General features: G+C 70.1%; 13 protein-coding genes and 1 pseudogene. 4 read left to right on the top strand and 10 right to left on the bottom strand.

The window, feature by feature from the left end; genetic code table 11:
- The first annotated feature begins 129 nt into the window (after positions 1 to 129).
- Positions 130 to 1,152, top strand: coding sequence for a glycosyltransferase family A protein (locus ACTOQ2_RS22470; protein WP_440101897.1), 1,023 nt, complete (start codon positions 130 to 132; stop codon positions 1,150 to 1,152).
- On the opposite strand, the gene ACTOQ2_RS22465 is transcribed toward ACTOQ2_RS22470, so the two are convergent.
- The 8 genes and pseudogenes from ACTOQ2_RS22465 to ACTOQ2_RS22430 all read right to left on the bottom strand — a co-directional run bounded on the left by ACTOQ2_RS22465 (position 1,146) and on the right by ACTOQ2_RS22430 (position 8,410).
- On the bottom strand, positions 1,146 to 2,480 hold the full coding sequence (locus ACTOQ2_RS22465; protein ID WP_440101896.1) for a DUF4192 domain-containing protein: 1,335 nt from the start codon (positions 2,478 to 2,480) through the stop codon (positions 1,146 to 1,148). The genes ACTOQ2_RS22470 and ACTOQ2_RS22465 overlap by 7 nt on opposite strands.
- Before the next feature lie 107 nt (positions 2,481 to 2,587).
- Positions 2,588 to 3,388, bottom strand: coding sequence for an EI24 domain-containing protein (locus ACTOQ2_RS22460; RefSeq protein WP_440101894.1), 801 nt, complete (start codon positions 3,386 to 3,388; stop codon positions 2,588 to 2,590).
- 119 nt (positions 3,389 to 3,507) lie between these two features.
- Complete coding sequence (locus tag ACTOQ2_RS22455; protein ID WP_440101893.1) at positions 3,508 to 4,101, bottom strand: Maf family protein; 594 nt, start codon at positions 4,099 to 4,101, stop codon at positions 3,508 to 3,510.
- Between the two features lie 141 nt (positions 4,102 to 4,242).
- Positions 4,243 to 4,488, bottom strand: coding sequence for a hypothetical protein (locus ACTOQ2_RS22450; protein WP_440102083.1), 246 nt, complete (start codon positions 4,486 to 4,488; stop codon positions 4,243 to 4,245).
- 94 nt (positions 4,489 to 4,582) lie between these two features.
- Positions 4,583 to 4,855: pseudogene (locus ACTOQ2_RS22445) on the bottom strand (ATP-dependent metallopeptidase FtsH/Yme1/Tma family protein); the annotation flags it as partial.
- A gap of 328 nt (positions 4,856 to 5,183) precedes the next feature.
- Entirely contained in the window at positions 5,184 to 6,089 is a 906-nt protein-coding gene (locus ACTOQ2_RS22440; RefSeq protein ID WP_440101891.1) for a hypothetical protein, read from the bottom strand.
- Between the two features lie 261 nt (positions 6,090 to 6,350).
- Positions 6,351 to 7,076: a peptidyl-tRNA hydrolase gene (locus ACTOQ2_RS22435; RefSeq protein WP_440101889.1), complete on the bottom strand. Its 726-nt coding sequence runs from the start codon at positions 7,074 to 7,076 to the stop codon at positions 6,351 to 6,353.
- Positions 7,073 to 8,410, bottom strand: coding sequence for an MFS transporter (locus ACTOQ2_RS22430; RefSeq protein WP_440101888.1), 1,338 nt, complete (start codon positions 8,408 to 8,410; stop codon positions 7,073 to 7,075). Before ACTOQ2_RS22430 ends, ACTOQ2_RS22435 begins: the two co-directional genes overlap by 4 nt.
- A gap of 307 nt (positions 8,411 to 8,717) precedes the next feature.
- On the opposite strand from ACTOQ2_RS22430, the gene ACTOQ2_RS22425 reads away from it, so the two are divergent.
- From ACTOQ2_RS22425 to ACTOQ2_RS22415, 3 genes are all read left to right on the top strand, one after another.
- Complete coding sequence (locus ACTOQ2_RS22425) at positions 8,718 to 10,454, top strand: ABC transporter family substrate-binding protein (RefSeq protein ID WP_440101886.1); 1,737 nt, start codon at positions 8,718 to 8,720, stop codon at positions 10,452 to 10,454.
- A gap of 91 nt (positions 10,455 to 10,545) precedes the next feature.
- On the top strand, positions 10,546 to 10,938 hold the full coding sequence (locus ACTOQ2_RS22420; protein WP_440101885.1) for a DUF3224 domain-containing protein: 393 nt from the start codon (positions 10,546 to 10,548) through the stop codon (positions 10,936 to 10,938).
- A 450-nt stretch (positions 10,939 to 11,388) separates the two neighbouring features.
- On the top strand, positions 11,389 to 15,030 hold the full coding sequence (locus ACTOQ2_RS22415) for a CARDB domain-containing protein (RefSeq protein WP_440101883.1): 3,642 nt from the start codon (positions 11,389 to 11,391) through the stop codon (positions 15,028 to 15,030).
- Between the two features lie 283 nt (positions 15,031 to 15,313).
- Here the strand turns inward: ACTOQ2_RS22415 and ACTOQ2_RS22410 are convergent, their stop codons facing one another.
- Both ACTOQ2_RS22410 and ACTOQ2_RS22405 read right to left on the bottom strand, forming a co-directional pair.
- On the bottom strand, positions 15,314 to 15,742 hold the full coding sequence (locus ACTOQ2_RS22410) for a type II toxin-antitoxin system VapC family toxin (protein WP_440101881.1): 429 nt from the start codon (positions 15,740 to 15,742) through the stop codon (positions 15,314 to 15,316).
- Positions 15,739 to 15,990, bottom strand: coding sequence for a hypothetical protein (locus tag ACTOQ2_RS22405; protein WP_440101880.1), 252 nt, complete (start codon positions 15,988 to 15,990; stop codon positions 15,739 to 15,741). Before ACTOQ2_RS22405 ends, ACTOQ2_RS22410 begins: the two co-directional genes overlap by 4 nt.
- Between the last annotated feature and the right edge of the window lie 31 nt (positions 15,991 to 16,021).

The raw sequence follows: 16,021 nt of genomic DNA, 5'->3' as shown, positions 1-16,021 counted from the left end.
GCAAGGCGGTCGGAGGCCGGGCGACGAGCCACGGCCGGTCGACCGAAGACCCACCGGGGCTGCCCGCCCTGATCATCGGCCGACACCCGGCGGTTCGGAAAGAGCGGCCTTCAGCCAATGGAGCGACCTGTGAATCGAGAACGCCCGCTAGTCTCGGTCATCATCCCCAGCTTCAACCGATCCCACGTGTTGCGTCTGTGCCTGAGCGCGCTGGAGAAGCAGACCTACTCCCCCATCGAGGTCATCGTGGTGGACGACTGCGGCACCGAGGACGCGGCGGAGGTGGCGAGGTCGATGGGCGTCACCGTGCTGCGCACCGAGGTGAACAGCGGGGCCTCGACCGCGCGCAACCTCGGCGCGGAACACTCCCACGGCGAGATCCTGCTCTTCCAGGACGGCGACATCGCCCTCGACCCGGACGCCGTGGAGAACGCGGTGAACATCCTCCAGGCCGAGCCCAGGCTGGGTGCCCTGGGAGGCATCCTGCACCCCGAGCCGCTGGCGGCCCGGACCCTCCCCGCGCAGTATCGCGCGCTGCAGATGTATCACTGGTGGATGCCGACCGACCGTCCGACCCTTGAGCTGCACGCGGCCGTGCTCGCCGTGTCGGCCGAGGTGTTCAAGGAGATCGGCCCCTTCAATCCGCATCTGAGCGACACGGTGTCCGCGGACTACCGTTCCCGGCTGATGCGGAAAGGCTACGAGGTGCGCATCACCGCCGCCGTCTGTGGCCGGGCCGACCACGACTCCACGATGCGGATGATCCTGAGCAAGGTGTTCCGGCGCGCACGGGTGAGCGCGAGGGAGTGGACCCGGGGCGAGACGCCGGGCGACTCCGTGCCGCGCGCGTTCGGCGGTGTCCTGCTGGTCGCCGCCGTGCCGGCGCTTCTGCTGCCCCTGCTGGCCGGCCCGGTCGGCGCCCTCGCGTCGCCGCTGCTCGTCGCCGCCGCCGTGGTCCTCGACGGCAGCACCTACCGACGGGTGTTCGCCCGCCGGGGCCTCCTCTTCGGCCTCTACTTCAGTGCCGTCCACCTTCTGGTCACCCTCGTGGGAGCGACGGGAGCGGGAGTCGGCGTGCTCCAGCGTCTCCTGCAGAGAGGGCGGCCGAGCGTTCCCTGGGTCCCCCGGACCGGTGACCTGAACAATCAATGACGCGTCGGCGTGGCGGCCTCCTCGCGTCCGAGGCCGCCTGGCTCCTCCAGCAGCGCGGCCATCGGGAGCAGCCAGGCCATCCGGGGACTGCCCATCTCCTGGTCGAGCTCCTCGGGGCTGGGCATCCTGTCGTCGAGCACGTGGGGCGGGACCAGATGGTGGATCGCGTGCGCGAGCAGGTTGGCCATCGAGTATCCGGGGTCGGCCTCGTGCGCCCGGGTGAGGGCGACGCCCGCCAGCGCGGAGTCTCCCCGCCGCCAGGCGACCAGGCCGAGTAACGAGGCCACCGGAGGCACGAACCTCGGCTCCAGCCTCCGGGTGAGGTCGTGCCAGAGCTTGAGATGCGCGTCGTGGCTCTCGTCGGTGACCAGCGCCCACGCCTCGTCACGGATCCTGATCACCGCCAGGTCGAGCCCCAGCCTGGCCGCCTGCTCCTCGCCGAGCCGCCCTCCGGAGGCGTAGGTGGCGATCGCCTCGCGAACCCTGGCCATGCCGTCCGCGACGAACTCCGCCGCGAACCCGTCGGCGTCGTGGCATCCGGCGAGCCTGCCGCGCATCTCCTCCGTGAGGCGGCCCGTCGCCTCGCGGATGGCCTCCCGCGCGGGCCCGGTGACCGGGTCGAGCGAGCGCTCCAGGGTCTGCCTGTCCGGCAGGGCGACCAGCCCGTGCAGGACCGCCTCCGCCGCGACCGCGCCGGCCCGTCGCTCGTACGGCATGCCGTCGGCCGAGCAGCAGTCGGTCCGTGAGCATCCGTACGACCAGTAGCGGCCGTCTTCCACCCGGAGCGCGTCGACGACGGTGAGCTCGCTCCGGCGGAACAGCGCCACGGCCTCGTCGACGGCCGGGGTCACCAGCGGTCCGGCACCGTAACCGACCACGACGACCTGGGTGACGCCCTCCTTCCCGAGGAGCGGGACGATCCGGCCGAGGCCGCCGGGCCCCAGGGGCAGGTCCCACCGGACGGTGAGATGCAGCCTGCCCCTGGACGGGCTGCCGGTGATGCCGATGACGACCAGGCTGTCGGCGGGGTGGAACCCCAGCAGGTAGGGAACGGCGCCCAGGACGTCCTCCGTGGAACCGAGCAGGAGCCGGGGCGGCGAGGCGAGCGGAGAGGACGAGTGCGGCGGCTCGAGCGAGACCGGGAACGGTGGAGACGGCGATCCAGGCGGGACCGGAAGCGGCGGCTCAGGCGAGGCCGGGGGTGGAGCCTCGGGCAGGGCCGGGGACGGTGCAGGCGGCGATCCGGACGAGACCGGGTGCGGCGGCTCAGGCGGGGCCGGGGGCTGAGAGGACGAGGGCTCGGGCGAGGCCGGTGTGTCGGGTGTCATGTCCCGAAGCCTCGCCGGAACCGGGCCACCGCCTCCGCACCGAACCCCTTTCTGTGGAAAGCCCCTTGGCCGTCCACAGGTGAACGGTCAAGAGGCGTGGGAATTCCTCAGACACCCCTGTCGACGCGCGGGCTCCCGTCCGTCCTGCCCGCCGGGAGGACGGGCGGCGCCAGGCGGGTGCGGACCATGATGGCCGCGCCCGCCACGGCGGCGGGCATCGCGATCACCGCGACGAACGGGATGAGGAAGAGCAAAAAGAGCAGGACCCCGAAGCCGAGCGCGGGGGCCTTGTTCCCCCTGAGCAGGCCGAAGCGCCTCTTGCGCGCCAGCCCCCTGCGCTCGAGGGCCAGCGTGGTCAGCTCGATCGTGAGGAAGAAGCCCGAGACCAGGGCGCCCAGGACCGGCACCACCGTCTGCCCGATCACCGGCACGAACCCGAGGAAGAACAGCGGGATCGTGAACAGCAACAGCCAGCCGAGGGTGACCAGGCTGTCCCTGACGGATCGGGGGATCGACTTCCACAGCGGGAGCTCGTAGCCGGTCGGCACCTCCCCGTAGGTCTCCTCCACCTTCTCGGAGAGCTTCTCGTAGAAGGGGTCGCCCAGGATGAGGGTGATCGCCGTGAAGGTCACCACGGACAGGACCACCCCCGCGCCGAAGAGCGCCAGCCCGACCAGCGCCCGCAGCGCGGTCCGCGCCGCCTCGCCCCATCCGTCGGCGAACGGCGTGCCCCACGCGGCGATGTCCAGCGCGTTCGTGCCGAGGAAGTAGAGGCCGGTCGCGTAGAGGGCGAACGCGATCAGAGCCGGGATCAACCCGAAGAGCCACCAGCGCGGGTAGCGCGCGACCCAGCGCAGTCCCTGGAAGAAGAACCCGATGCCGTCCAGAAAGGAGCGGAAATGACCCATGGCGGAAGATTATCGGGATCGGACGTCACCTGGGAGGGCACGCCCGACGGCACCGGGAGACGCCGGAGGAACGCCTCCGAAAGCCGGGCACCGCCTGGCGGGCACGCAGGCGGCGGGCGTCAGGGACGCTGCCAGAGGCCGGGGACGGAGACGCCGAGAGCGCCGAAGAGGCGGCGGAGCAGGGGCAGGGAGATGCCCAGGACGTTGCCGTGGTCGCCGTCGATGCCGTCGACGAACCAGCCGCCCCGGCCGTCCAGCGTGAAGGCCCCGGCGACGTGGAGAGGCTCGCCGGTGGCGACGTAGGCGGCGATCTCGTCGTCTCCGGCGGTGCCGAAGCGCACGACCGTCGCGCCCACCTCCGCCACCTCACGCCCGTTCGCGACGTCGATGACGCAGTGGCCGGTGAGCAGGCGGCCCTCGCGTCCGCGCATGTCGCGCCAGCGGGCGACGGCCTCCTCGGGGGAGGACGGCTTGCCGTAGGCCCGGCCGTCGAGTTCGAGCATCGAGTCGCAGCCGATGACCAGCCCGTCGGTCAGATCACCGGCGACCACGGTCGCCTTCGCGCGGGCCAGCGCGAGGCAGAGCTCGCTCGGGCTGTCGGCGGTGACGGCGTCCTCGTCCACACCGCTGACGATCACCTTGGGATCGAGTCCGGCGCTGCGGAGCAGGGCGAGGCGGGCGGGAGAGGCGGAGGCGAGGACGATCTGGGTCACGGCGACCGAGCCTAGCGCGACCCCGATCCGCCACAGGCACACGGCCCACGACAGAACGACCGATCCACCGCAGAAAGCCCGACCCATCAAAGAAAGCCCGATCCATGACAGAGCGCCCGATCCACGACGGGCGCCCGGAGGTCAGGCGTGCGGCGGGGGCGGGAGCCGCGGAGGCGGTTCCGAGGAGGGAAGCCCGGGAGCGGTGTTCACCGGGAGCCCGGCGGCGGCGTAGGCCAGGGTCTCGTTCTCCAGCAGGGCGGCGGCGATGCCGTCCAGGCGGCTCCGGTTCTCCGCCAGGACGGCCAGGGCGACCTCGTAGCACTCGTCCACGATGCGCCGTACCTCCTGGTCCACCGCGGCGAGGGTGTCCGGGGCGGCGGCGGGCAGGATCGCCCCAGATCCACGCGCCGGCCAGCAGCAGGATCGGGACCAGGGAGAGCAGGAGGTTCGACAGGAGATTCCCGCCGACGGGCTCGGCCCTGATGTTCACCTTCGTCGCGAGGAGCTGCTGGTAGAGCCCGGTCCGGTCGGCGAAGACCGGCAGCTCCGTGGAGAACTTGTCGTACGTGACGTTGTCGCTGTCGGGGTCGCGGGCCGCCTTCCTGAGGGTGCCCTGGATCGCGGTGCCCGTGGCGTAGACCTCCTTGACGTTCCCCGCCCTGACCTGCTGGGTGAACTGGGTGTAGGAGATCGGCTCGGTGGGCTCCTCGAAGAACGAGGAGACGATGAAGAATCCCGCGTAGACGATGACCATGGTCATCAGGAAGCGCACCCAGTTGAACCTCGTGCGCTGCGGGGTGGGCGACCCGCCGCCGTCGGGCAGGCCCTCGGACCGCCAGGGCTTGGACCCGCTCCCCTGGTCGGGCGTGTCGGGGCCGGCCCCCTTGCGTTCCTGAGACGCCGGTCGGTTCACGACTTCCCCCTCGACGGCTCGGGGGAGTCGGCCTGGACGGGCGTCCCGGAGGCGCGCCCGGCGAGCGGGCGGGAGGTCGTCACGCGTGCGGCGGCGAAGCGGCCGGCCGTGAAATTCCCCCGAGTTTCACCAGGTCACACGGACAAGGCGATTCCTGCCCAGGCGGGGCTCACTTCAATCTGAGGGAGGAGACCGCGGTGTTGATGGCGCGCCAGTACTTGCTCTGGGTGTCGGGGATCGTCGCGAAGAGCATCGCGGGCTTGGCACCCGAGATCTCGGTGACGGCGACGGCGGCCATGGAGGAGCGCGCCTTGCCCTTCAGCTTGTACTTCACCCGGTAGGCGAGCAGCCAGCCGTCCTTGATCGGCTGCGAGGCGGTCCAGGTGATCTTGCTGCCCTTGGGGTGGTGGTTGAGTGTCCACCGGGCGGCCAGCAACGCGGTGTCCCTGGGCTCCTTCTGCACCAGGATCGGCACCGGGCAGCTCACGAGCATCGCCCGGTGAGCGGCGCCCTTCACCTTCGGCAGCACCTGCTTGGTGGAGAACGGCGACGCGCCGAAGACCTTCCAGGGCTTGCCCAGGCGGACCAGCGACACGCCCGACTTGTCGTCCTGGACGCGTCGCTTGCTCTTGTCCGCCTTGCCGGGGAGGCGGCCGAGCCGCTTGTCACGCGGCATGTCGGGCACCCGGGGATCGGCGAGGGCCGCGATGACGGCGCTGCGGTCGGGCGCCGGCTCCGAGCCGTCGGGCGGCGAGGAGGGAGCGGCCGTCTCGGCGGTGCTCTCCGAAGGGGACGCCGACGCGGAAGGGGTCTCCGAGGGGGACGCCTGCTCCGACGCCGAGGCGGACGGCTCCGTCACCGGGACGGACGGCTCCGCCGACCCTGGACCGGGCGAGGGTGGCGCGGCAGATGGCGCGGCGATCTGCCCCGTCTTTCCCTCACCCGGTTGATCTGGGGAGCTCGAGGAGACGAAGCCGACCACCGCCGCGACCGCGGCCAGGATCACCGCGAGGCCGACGGCCAGGATGCGGTAGATGACGCGCATCGGCATGTCGCCGATACGGGACCGCTTCACGGGGGAATCCGGTAGCTTCGGGGGGCTCTCAGCCACGATTCTCGGCATCTCCGACGTGGCCGCCTCCGCGGTCACGTATGTCGGCGCGGGACCCGTCTCCCGGGTCCCCTGAGTCCCACCCAACCCATCGAGCACGATCGGGAGCGTACGACAAATCCGGTTTTCCCGTGCGGGATCCCCATCACACTTCGGGAACGAGTACCTTCCCCATCCTTGCGCGAAACACCCTCCGATCACCGGCTCGAGCCGGTCATCCGCCGATCATCGGCCGTCCCCGCGCAGCCACGGGGCGTCCGCGACGACCGTGCGGGAGCCCGGCTCGATCTCGGTGAACCCGGCGTCCCTGACCACCGGCAGGCCCGAGGCGACCAGCCCCGCCCACGCGGCGGGATCGGCGGTCCTCACCGAGGCCGCCAGGCCCTTGTCCCGCCACGCCCGCCTGGCGTCGTCCCCGCTCGCCTGCCAGGCGAGCTGGGCGGCGTGCCCGGCCTGGGCCATGGCCTTGCCCGCCGACATCGTCAGCCCGGGGTTGAGCCACAGCACCACGTCCCCTGGCGATCCCGGCTCGGAGGGGTCGGCGAGCTCGGTACCGGACACCTGAAGCCTGGAGAGGTCCCTGGGCCAGCCGTCCAGCGGGACCGGCGGGTGGACGCGGACCTCGGCGGTGCCGGAGGTGACGGTGACACCGGGCAGGTCGAGCACCCGACGCCACTCCGCCCCGCGCGCCCGCCGGACGACCTTCCTGAACCGGCTGCCGTCCCAGTCCCGTACGGCCTCGGCCCACTCGCCGCCGTCGAGGGCGCGCGGGTCGTCGAGCAGTGCCAGCACGGCCAGGGCCGCCGCCTCCAGGGCGTCGGTCCGCGCGGGCGGCGCGGAGCGCTCGATCCGCACCACGAGCGGGAGGACCTTCCGGTCCCGGTCCCCGTCCCTGTCTCCGCCCTCGCCGTCCCCGCCGCCCGTCGCCGCTGTCCCGTCTCGTTCTCTCACGCCTTCAAGGATGCCTGCTCCGCGGTGGTGGCCTCACCGGTGCCGGACGTCACCGTGACGGGGTTCCCGGTGACGGGCTTCCTGGCGATGGCGATCGACATGACGGCGGCGGCGAGGCAGAGGAAGCCCGCGGCGTACCAGGCGAGGTCGTAGGCGCCGAAGTGGTCGCGGGTGACCCCCGCGGCGACCGCGGCGATCGCGGCGCCGACCTGGTGGGAGGCGAAGACCCAGCCGAACACCACGGCACCGTCGGGACCGTAGATCTGGCGGCACAGGGCGACGGTCGGCGGGACCGTGGCCACCCAGTCGAGGCCGTAGAAGATGATGAAGACGAGCATGCTGGGTTCGGCGGTCGCCCCGAACAGGCTCGGCAGCGCCATCAGCGACAGGCCGCGCAGCCCGTAGTAGGCGCCGAGGAGAACGCGAGAGTCGACCCGGTCGCTCAGCCAGCCGGACGCGACGGTGCCGACCACGTCGAAGATCCCGACCAGGGCGAGCAGCCCCGCGGCGACCGGCGCGGCCATGCCGTGGTCGTGGGCCGCAGGGATGAAGTGGGTGCCCACCAGGCCGTTGGTGCTCATCCCGCAGATCGCGAACCCTCCGGCGAGCAGCCAGAAGGGACGCGTACGCGCCGCGCTCCACAACACGCCGAGGGCGCGTGAGGCGGCGCCTCCGGCCCGCGCCGGCCGGACGGCCGGGGGCGCGGCGGGATCGGCGCCGAGGGCGGTGGTGCCCACGTCCTCGGGACGGTCACGCAGCAGGAACCAGACCAGGGGGACCACGACGAGGGCGGCGACGGCGACCGTGACGGCGGCCGCCCGCCAACCCCTGTCCGCCGCCAGGTGCGCGAGGACGGGCAGGAAGACGAGCTGCCCGGTGGCGCCGCCCGCCGTGAGCACGCCGGTGACGAGGCCGCGGTGGCGGACGAACCAGCGTTCGGTGAGGGTGGCGGCGAAGACCAGGGCCATCGAGCCGGTGCCGAGACCGACCAGCACGCCCCAGCACAGGACGAGCTGCCAGGGGGCGTTCATCAGGATGGTGAGCCCGCTGCCCGCGGCGACCAGCAGCAGGGCGTACGTCACCACCCTGCGCATGCCGAAGCGGTCCATGAGGGCGGCGGCGAAGGGCGCGGTCAGCCCGTACAGCACAAGGTTGACCGAGACGGCCAGTGAGATCGTGCCCCGGGACCAGCCGAACTCCTCCTGGAGCGGTGTGATCAGCACGCCGGGCGTCGCCCGGAACCCGGCCGCGCCGAGGATGGCCACGAACGCGACTCCCGCCACGATCCAGGCGCGGTGCAGCGTGCGTTCGGGCGCCCGAGGGGTCGTTGTCATGCGCTCCATAATCGAGGGGCGACCCGCGGGCCCACGAGTGGCCCGAGCGCCAATAACCGTAAGAATCAGGCCACGGCGTCTTCTTAGGGCATGGCCGTGACCCGAACCGATGAGACGGCTATCTCACATATTGGGTAAATTCGCTCAAAGGTTATGTTTTTCCTATTCTCCTCATCTGAGGGTCTCGCGTTCGGCATGGTCATGGGGGGACGCGACGCCCGTCCGGGTCCCGCCCGGCCGCACGAAGTGACGATGCTCGACCGGTACGGGGACAGACCGGGGACCGGGTGATCGAAGGAGTGGTGCCGTGTTCCACGCACGAAGGCCGGGAAGGTTCCTGGCACTGCTCGCGAGTGGCGCGCTCCTGCTGGGCGCCTGCGCGGACACCGGCCCGGCGGACGACCCCGCGGCCTCCGGCTCGGAGTCGGCCCTGCCGAGCGAGACCATCACCTACGCGTACGAGCAGGAGTTCCACTCCTACAACAACAACACCACCGCCGAGAACGCCACGCGCAACGCCGCTCCCCTGCAGCGGGTACTGACGGGCTTCTGGTTCTACGGCGACAAGGGCGCGATCACCCCCGACAAGGACTTCGGGACGTACGAGAAGGTCTCCGACGACCCGCTGAGCGTCGAGTACACCATCAACGACAAGGCGGTCTGGTCGGACGGCACCCCGATCGACTGCGACGACGTCATGCTGTGGTGGGCCTTCCGGTCCGGCAAGGTCAGGGGCTTCGCCTCCGCCGACACCACCGGCCTGCGGGACACCAGGATGCCCGACTGCCAGAAGGGCGGAAGGAAGTTCACCCTGGTCTACGACAAGCCGTTCGCGGACTGGGTGGCCGGGGGTCCTGGCGCGACCGAGATGATGCCCGCCCATGTGATCGCCAAGCAGGACGGCCTGTCCGAGGAGGAGTTCATCGCGGCGGTCAGGAAGGGCGACTCCAAAAGGATCGAGAAGGGCATCACGTTCTTCAACGACGGCTGGGTCTCCGAGGGCAGGCTGCCCGACGCCGAGCTGATCCCGTCCTCGGGGCCGTACAAGCTCTCCAAGCTGGACGCCGGGCAGCGGCTGACCCTGGTCGCCAACGACAGGTGGTGGGGCACCCCGGCCGCGACCCCGACGATCGTCGAGCGCTTCATCACCCTCGACGAGCAGGCCCAGGCGCTGCAGAACCGCGAGGTCCAGATCGTCGAGCCGCAGCCGGGGCCCGACGTGCTCAGGCAGCTGCAGTCGCTGCGCGGCGTGGAGGTCGGCGTCTTCGAGAAGTACACCTACGAGCACCTGGACTTCAACTTCGACTCCAGTCCGTTCAGGGACAGGAGGCTGCGCGAGGCGTTCGCCAGGTGCGTGCCCAGGCAGCTCATCGTCAGCACCCTGATCGGGCCCGTCTCACCCACCGCCAAGCCCCTGCAGGTCCGTACCGTGGCCCCGTTCCAGGCCAACAGCGCGAGGGTCGTCGCGGCCAGCGGCAGCGCGGACGTGTACGCGCGGCAGGACATCGCGGGCGCCAGGGCGCTGCTGCGGGAGGCGGGCAAGACGGGCCTGGAGGTCAGCATCGGCTACCAGACCCCGAACCCGCGCCGCACCGCGGCGGTGCAGCTCATCATCGACGCCTGCAACAAGGCCGGTTTCAAGGTCGTCGACAAGGGTTCGGAGGACTTCCTCGGCACCGTGATGCCGGCCAACGGCTACGACGTGGCCCTGTTCGCCTGGTCGGGCTCCGCCCTGGTCAGCGGCTGGGCCTCCAACTTCACCTCGCCGGGAAAGTGCGACGCCCGGAACAAGGGCAACAACAACGGCTGCTACTCCAGCAGGCAGGTCGACCGCCTCATCGCGAAGCTGAACTCGACGGTGGACCTGGCCGCCCAGGACCCGATCATCGGCGCGATCGAGAAGCGGCTCTGGAGCGATCTGGCCACCATCCCGCTGTTCCAGCACCCGGGCCTCAGCGCGTGGGACGAGACGCTCCAGAACGTCGTCCCCAACCCCGCGCAGTCGACCATCACCTGGAACATGGACAAGTGGAAGCTGTCCTAGGGAGTCCGGAACGGGCCCGTACCTGACATCAAATGGCAGGTACGGTCGCCAGGATGGGCGCGAGACCCGGAATTCCACAAGGGAGCCCCACATGCCTCGCGCCACAGGAACCTTCACCATCGACAGCTGGGACCCGCAGCCCTACGACGAGGCCGAGGGGGCCACGCTCTCCCGCGTCCACATCACCAAGACCTTCGGCGGCGACCTGGCCGGCACCAGCACCACCGACATCATCACCGCGATCTCCCAGGTCGAGACGTCGGCGGCCTACGTGGGCTTCGAGCGTTTCACCGGCACCGCGCACGGCCGCAAGGGCACCTTCGTGCTCCACCACACGGCCACGGGCCACGCCGGCGAGTCGGCGCTGAGCTGGACGATCCTCCCCGACTCCGGCACCGGCGAGTTGCTGGGCATCCGGGGCGGCGGCCAGATCGTCAACGACGACGGCGCCCACTCCTTCCACCTCGACTACGAACTGGGCTGAGCGAGCCTGACTGAGCGAGCCGGGCTGAGAACGTCCTCCCCCGCGCGCGCCGGCGGCCCACAGGCGCCGCGCGGGGGTGCCCCTCCCCCACCGCCGAGGCCGGCGATCCGGCCGCCCGACATCCGAGACCGGTGCCCACATCCCGGTCACCCACGCCGGCGTTCACGGACCGGCATTCACGGCCGCTTTGACCCCTTGTCACGTCCCGCGTCGAGACAGTTGAGAAAGCTGCTTCCCGGCCGTTGACGTGCCCGTAGCACGTATGTAACATTTGGCCAACGTCATGCAAGAATATTGCAATCCTTTGTTCACTTTCTTGCTATTCCTCGCAACTCTCCAGGGATGCACTGCGTCGTGCACCTGCCCCCCATTACGTGCGCGGTGAAGGCGGTGAAAGCGCAGCCTTCACGCCTCGGTCCTGCCGTGCCCGACGAGAGAAGAAGAGCGCGAATGAGAATGCTGTACAGACCGTTACGGCTGGTGGCGACCATGGTCGCCGCCGCCGGCCTGCTCCTGGTGGGGTCAGTCGTCCCGGCCTCCGCCGCGGCCGGACCAAATCTGTCGCCGGGCAAGGCGACCCTGGCGAGCAGCTCCACGGGTGGGCAGGCGGTGTCCGCCATCAACGACGGAAACCAGTCCACCTACTGGGAAAGCGCCAACAACAGCTTCCCGCAGTGGGCGCGGATCGACCTCGGCACCGCCACGAGCGTCGACCAGATCGTCCTGAAGCTGCCCCCGCTGACCGTCTGGCAGACACGCACCCAGACGCTCTCGGTCCAGGGCGGCGCCGACGGCAGCACCTTCAGCACGGTCGTCGCCTCGGCGAACTACACGTTCAACCCGGCGACCGGCAACACGGTCACGATCAATTTCGGCGCCGCGACCCACCGCTACTGGCGTGTCGACATCACCGCCAACACCGGCTGGCCCGCCGCGCAGATCTCCGAGTTCGAGATCTACGGCGCCTCCACCGGCGGCGACGACCAGAACCCGTCGGCCCCCGGCAACCTCACCTTCACCCAGCCGGCCACCGGTCAGATCAGGCTGGCCTGGAACGCCTCCACGGACAATGTGGGCGTCACCGGGTACGACATCTACGCCAACAACCAGCTGCGGGGCAGCGTCGGCAACGTGCTGACCTACACCGACACCCAGCCGGCGTCGGCGACCGTGACGTACTTCGTACGGGCCAAAGACGCGGCGGGCAACCAGTCGGCCAACAGCAACTCCGTGACCCGCAACGGCACCGGCGACCCCGGCTCGAACCTGGCCATCGGCAAGGAGATGGTCGCGTCAGGCCACGTGCACTCGTTCGTCGCCGCCAACGCGAACGACAACAACCTGGCCACCTACTGGGAGGCCAACTCCGGCGCGTTCCCGAACACGCTGACCGCCAGGCTCGGCGCCAACGCCGGCGTCAGCTCGGTCGTGGTGAAGCTCAACCCCGACTCCGCGTGGGGCACCCGCACGCAGAACATCCAGGTCCTGGGCCGTGAGCAGAGCGCCACGGGCTACACCAACCTGGTGGCGGCGCAGAACTACACGTTCAACCCGGCCTCCGGCAACACGGTGACGATCGCTTTCAACGCCAGTGTCGCCGACGTCCAGCTGAGGTTCACCAGCAACAGCGGCGCGCCCGGCGGGCAGGTCGCCGAGTTCCAGGTCTTCGGCGTCCCGGCGCCGAACCCCGACCTCACGGTCACGAACCTCTCGTGGACCCCGGCCTCCCCGAGCGAGGCCGACGCGATCACGCTGTCGGCCACGGTCAGGAACGCGGGCACCGCGGCCTCCCCCGCGGACAGCGTCAACCTCAACCTCGACGGCACGCTCGCCGGCACCGTCGCCGTCCCCGCCCTGGCCGCCGGTGCCACCGCCACGGTGACCCACAACATCGGCACCCGCGGCGAGGGCAGCTACACGGTCAGCGCCAGGGTGGACGCGGACAACTCGGTCTTCGAGCAGAACGAGGACAACAACACCCTCACCGCGTCGTCACCGCTGGTGGTCGCGCAGGCCCCCGGCCCCGACCTGCAGGTCCTCGGCGTCACCTCCAACCCGCAGAACCCGGCCGTCGGGGCGCCGGTCACGTTCACCGTGGCGGTGAGGAACCGGGGTACCGCCGCGACGGGCGCGACCACGGTCACCCGCGTGGCGGTGGGCGGCACCACGCTCAACGGCAACACCGCGTCGATCGCCGCGGGCGCGACGGCCAACGTGGCCGTCAGCGGAAGCTGGACCGCCACCAGCGGCGGCGCCACCATCACCGCCACCGCCGACGCGACCAACACCGTCACCGAGACCAACGAGAACAACAACACGTTCTCGCAGTCGATCGTGGTCGGGCGCGGGGCGGCCGTCCCGTGGGTCGAGTACGAGGCCGAGGCCGCCAACTACCAGGGCACCCTGCTGGAGACCGACCCGCTGCGCACCTTCGGGCACACCAACTTCGCCACCGAGTCCTCGGGCCGCAAGTCGGTGCGGCTGAACAGCACGGGTCAGTTCGTCGAGTTCACCTCGACCAACCCCTCCAACTCGATCGTGGTCCGCAACTCCATCCCGGACGCGGCGGGCGGCGGTGGCATCGAGGCCAGCATCAGCCTCTACATCAACGGCACCTTCTCCAGGAAGCTGACCCTCTCCTCCCGCCACAGCTGGCTGTACGGGAACACCGACGGCCCCGAGGCGCTGTCGAACACCCCCCAGGCCGACGCCCGGAGGTTGTTCGACGAGTCTCACGCGCTGCTCTCGCAGACCTACCCGGCCGGCACCAAGTTCAAGTTGCAGCGCGACGCGACCGACACGGCCTCGTTCTACGTCATCGACCTGATCGACCTGGAGCAGGTGGCGCCGCCGGCGAGCCAGCCGGCCGGTTGCACCTCGATCACGAACTACGGCGCGGTGCCCAACGACGGGCTCGACGACACGGCCGCCATCCAGCGGGCGGTGACGGACGACCAGAACGGCGTCATCAGCTGCGTGTGGATCCCGGCGGGCCAGTGGCGCCAGGAGCAGAAGATCCTCACCGACGACCCGCTGAACCGGGGTCAGTGGAACCAGGTGGGCATCAGCAACGTCACGATCCGCGGCGCGGGCATGTGGCACTCCCAGCTGTACACCCTGACCGAGCCGCAGGACGTGGTGGGCGGCATCAACCACCCGCACGAGGGCAACTTCGGCTTCGACATCGACAGCAACACCCAGATCTCCGACATCGCCATCTTCGGCTCGGGCCGCATCCGCGGCGGAGACGGCAACGACGAGGGCGGAGTGGGCCTGAACGGCCGGTTCGGCGAGAACACCAAGATCACCAACGTGTGGATCGAGCACGCCAACGTGGGTGCCTGGGTCGGCCGCGACTACGACAACATCCCGGCCCTGTGGGGCCCCGGCGACAACCTGCTGTTCAGCGGCATGCGCATCCGCAACACCTACGCCGACGGCATCAACTTCACCAACGGCACGCGGAACTCGCGGGTGTTCAACTCCTCGTTCCGCAACACCGGTGACGACGCCCTGGCGATCTGGGCCAACCAGGCGGTGAAGGACCGGGTCGTCGACAACACGCACGACAACCACTTCGTCAACAACACCATCCAGCTGCCCTGGCGGGCGAACGGCATCGCGATCTACGGCGGTTACGACAACTCCGCCGAGAACAACCTGATCTACGACACCATGAACTACCCGGGCATCATGCTGGCGACCGACCACAGCCCCCTGCCCTTCTCGGGGACCACGCTGCTCGCCAACAACGGGCTGTACCGCACGGGTGGCGCCTTCTGGAACGAGGACCAGGAGTTCGGGGCGATCACGTTGTTCCCGCAGGGCAGTGACATCACCGGTGTCACCATCCGCGACACCGACATCTCCGACTCGACCTACGACGGCATCCAGTTCAAGACGGGCGGCGGCAACATGCCGAACGTCGCGGTCACCAACGTGAAGATCGACAAGTCCAACAACGGGGCCGGAATCCTGGCCATGAGCGGCGCCCGCGGCAACGCGGTCCTGACGAACGTGACCATCACCAACTCGGCCGACGGCAACATCGTGAGGCAGCCGGGGACGACCTTCGTGATCACCGGCAACTGATCCTTCCGGTGAACGCCCCGATGCCCCCTCATCCGGGGGCCGGTGCCTGAAAGACGACCAGCCATGTGGCGTGCTCCCCGGGAAACACCTGGGGAGCACGCTCATGGCTGGTCTGTCGATCCCGGTGAATCCCCCGCGATCCCTCCGGACGAACGAGGAAGGGGCCCGCCGGGAGCAGGCTTTCCGCCTGCGAACAGCGAACCCCGATCACCGAAGTGGACCTGATGCCTGCTCACTCGAACACCTCCGCCGCAAGGGGCAGACCCGCCTCACGTGCCCACGGCTAACCTGTCGCGCCGTAAGGGCGTGTCACGGCGAACACGTCCACCATCCGTTCCAAGCCGTCGAAGTCCTTGGGGTTGGCGGTGAACAGCGGCAGCTCATTGCTGGCGGCCGTCGCGGCGATCATCAAGTCAGCGGTCCGGCTTCGCGGTTGCCGGCCCTGCGCGTACACGACGGCGCAGATCTGCCCGAACATCCGGGCCGCCCCGGCGTCGTACGGCAGCGGGTCGCCGAAAGCCGCTTCGGCATACTGCAGCACCGCGATCCTTCCCGCCCGCTTGACCGGATCATCGGTGGCGTACGGACCACGCGACAGCTCGCCGAGCGTGACGGCGGTGATCGCCGACTCAGCCGGCAGCTCGGCGGGGTCGAAGAGCTTGAAGGCGGCCACGATATTGGTGTCCAGCACGCCTCGCTCGTGCCGGATCACAGACCGGTCCCGTCGAACGGATCGCGTAGTTCGTCATCGATCACCGTGTCCAGATCGGCCCGCACCTGGTCCCAGTCGACAGCCGGAGCGGTGGCGAAGACGGCTTGCGCCTCGGCCGTGGGAACGAACCGGCGGCGCTTGATCGGCTTCACCTCCGCGAGCGGCTCACCGTTGATCGTCAAGATGTATCGCCTCCCCTCGCGCAGGCCGCGCGTGATACTGCCGGAGTCGTTGACGAACTGGCGCACGCTCACCTCGGTCGGGCGAGGCCTCGGAGCA

The sequence above is a fragment of the Streptosporangium sp. H16 genome (assembly GCF_051918855.1).
Classification (GTDB): domain Bacteria; phylum Actinomycetota; class Actinomycetes; order Streptosporangiales; family Streptosporangiaceae; genus Streptosporangium.
This window is presented reverse-complemented; position numbering and strand designations above follow the sequence as displayed.